General features: G+C 42.7%; 2 protein-coding genes and 1 pseudogene. 2 read left to right on the top strand and 1 reads right to left on the bottom strand.

The genetic code is table 11. The annotated features are described in order from the left end of the window. Positions 1 to 124: 124 nt before the first annotated feature. Positions 125 to 319, top strand: a pseudogene (locus tag F6K37_RS37340) (transposase); the annotation flags it as partial. A gap of 167 nt (positions 320 to 486) precedes the next feature. Here the strand turns inward: F6K37_RS37340 and F6K37_RS37345 are convergent. Continuing rightward, a complete protein-coding gene (locus F6K37_RS37345; protein ID WP_008179367.1) occupies positions 487 to 2,064 on the bottom strand; it encodes a mechanosensitive ion channel family protein in 1,578 nt (525 codons plus the stop codon). Between the two features lie 536 nt (positions 2,065 to 2,600). On the opposite strand from F6K37_RS37345, the gene F6K37_RS37350 reads away from it, so the two are divergent. After that, positions 2,601 to 2,797: hypothetical protein (locus tag F6K37_RS37350; RefSeq protein ID WP_287256055.1), on the top strand; the 197-nt coding region annotated here is incomplete at its 3' end.

Here is a 2,797-nt window from a genome sequence, read left to right on the forward strand (position 1 = left end):
TCTATTTTTAAGGCTTTTTGAAGTATTGTTTTTTGCTCTTGTGTCAGATAATTTTTTGCTGGCATATTTCCTATTATTGGGTTATTTATTAATTTTTATTATACCAATTTAAATGCCGAACAGCTTATCAATTTCTAAACTCTGTAATACCCTCAAGACAGTAACCAGTAGAGAAATTAGAAAAAGGTACGCAAAAGAATTGGCTCCCTATTACTGGAGGCCAGTTTTCTGGAAAAGAGGTTTTAGTGCTGTATCCTGTGGAGGTGCTCCTCTTACTGTACTGAAGCAATATATAGAAAACCAGGGTTATGACGACTGACCAGCTTGCTCCTTGACCCCCACCTGAACGAGGTGGGGGAATGCGTCGCATTTCTGTTCAACCGCCCGATACTGTAGCGTGGCCATTCGCGTAGCGTGGCCCAAAGGCCAAGGCCAATCAACTGGTGCGATCTCACCTCCATTGCCTAGGCTAAGCTTGTTTCAAGCCTATTGTTTCAAAATAAACACCGGATCCTGAGCGTTTAATTCAATTCCCTCCTGGTCAAAGAAATCCTTAATCATTTTACGAAGCACTAGCTTGATCTGGTGGTGCTTTCCTGGTTTAACTTTGGTAATGGTTCGTATGGACAGATCAAAATCCCCAAAGTCCTCGATTCCATCCACCTTGGTCGGTTCAAGTACCTCCGAATACTTTTCTTTTAACTGGTGTCCCACCTTTTCAATCACCCTGTACACCTGATCGAGGTCAGCATCATATTCTATGCCAACTTCCACTACAGCATAGATATAATCCTTGGAGTAGTTGGTAATTGAGCCAATATCCCCGTTCCGAATAATATACATTTGACCATTGACGTGTCGAATACGGGTGGTTCTCAGTTCAATCGCCTCCACAATCCCCTCCGCTTCCCCTGTCTGGATATAGTCACCTACCAGGTAGTAGTTTTCAAAGAGGATAAAGAATCCACTAACCATATCGTTAATTAGATTCTGCGCCCCAAGACCCACTGCTAGCCCCACAATGCCAGCACCCGCTAGGATTGGGGTGGCGTCAATTTCTATGGTATCGAGGATCAATATACCCGAACCAAAGTAAATCAAGTACTTCAGTAAACTCTCTAGTACGGGAATAATCGTTAACCGCTTCTTTCGCTGCACATCAGTCAGCTTCGGGTACCTCAGCAGTGCTTCTTGGAGGAACAAATTGGCGATCACGATCAAGCCGCGACTCAGGAAGATGATACCGATAATTTTGACAGCTTTCGATCCATAGGTGGCTAAGTTAGCAATTATCTCTATCTGCTCAACCACCAGGGTGGCAATGCTAACATAGATTATATATTCTAGGCACCGCTTAAAGAAAGGAATCAGATGCCTGAGATTGCTATAGAATCGCAGGATATTCTCAGGGCTAGAGTATTGAACAGTCAGGGTGTCTATGCTATCGATAATGACCACAATGGATCTCAGAATGAGCAACCCGATTCCAATAATCAGATAGATGTTCAGAAGAACGTACAGATACTTAGCTGTGGATTCTGGCACTTTCAGAAACTGGCTACACCAGATTAGGGAAAGCAGCCAGAGTCCACTGGTGAGGATTTTGGTTAAGTAACTAAAGAAATCCTCAATGCTTTCATCACTAGCAGTGATTTGTTCTAGTTTCTTTGCCCGAACACAGCCATAGTTGAGCAAACGCTGCAAGGGTTTTATGGCGAAGGCAACTAGCATCAGAAGGCAGATGCATTTGCCTAACCCAGTGCCAAGGGTTATCCAGAATCCTTTGGGAATATTACTGACTAACCCGAGTGTGTATTCCTTGAGGTCTTTCCCCCGATAGATCAGCCAACTGTTGCCACCAACAATTACAAGGCATAGCGCTATACAACAGATAACGATCAGCGCCTGGAGGTTCCGGCGGAGGTTTCTAGCATTGCTGTTCACCTTTTGGAACCAAGCAACCCTGATCAGTTGCTTGAATAGTCTACTCACCAGCCAGTTGACTAGACAGAAAACTACGATGACCAGGCTGACTTCAGCCAAGATAATAATTATGTTGTTCACTTAACAAATCAGCTCAACATTTCAGTATAATACAATACTTTACTCATTAAATATAAATTATATTCTTAACTACAATTAAATTGATACCACTACAGGAAGGTTCATCCACCGCCTCATAGCCATAAGTTCATGAAAGTTTCAAAACGTTTTTCTTGACAGTATTCCATGGACAGGAAACGCCTAGGTCGATCTGCGCCATTTGATCACAACTTAAGATCAGATCATCACTTCAGCTTAATTTAACATTTTCTTAACATTTTCTTCATTATTTATCCCTGTTTTTAATTATGCTTCATAATCTTTGCGTAAAAGTTTTAATGGTGTATTTTTTAGTGTATTTTTTTATTTAATGAGACAATTAGACAGGTATCTAAGCCTGGAAAAGCTCACATTCAGATCAGAGCAATAGAACTTAACCCTTCCAAAGCTGACTGCTGAGGGGCTGAGCGCTGAATGGTTACGAGCTATTAGTTTATCCAACTTATAGCACGGAAGTCACGGTCATCACCCTGAGGGTATTACCTAAAGCAATTGCTATGGTGCTATTACAGGGAATCGGGAATCGGGAATCGGGAATCGGGAATCGGGAATCGGGAATCGGGAATCGGGAATCGGGAATCGGGAATCGGGAATCGGGAATCGGGAATCGGGAATCGGGAATCGGGAATCGGGAATCGGGAATCGTAAAGCTAAATCTGTTACCTGTTGCCTATTACCTGTTCCTCAGTCAACA

It is taken from the genome of Moorena sp. SIO4E2, assembly GCF_010671945.1.
Taxonomy (GTDB): domain Bacteria; phylum Cyanobacteriota; class Cyanobacteriia; order Cyanobacteriales; family Coleofasciculaceae; genus Moorena; species Moorena producens.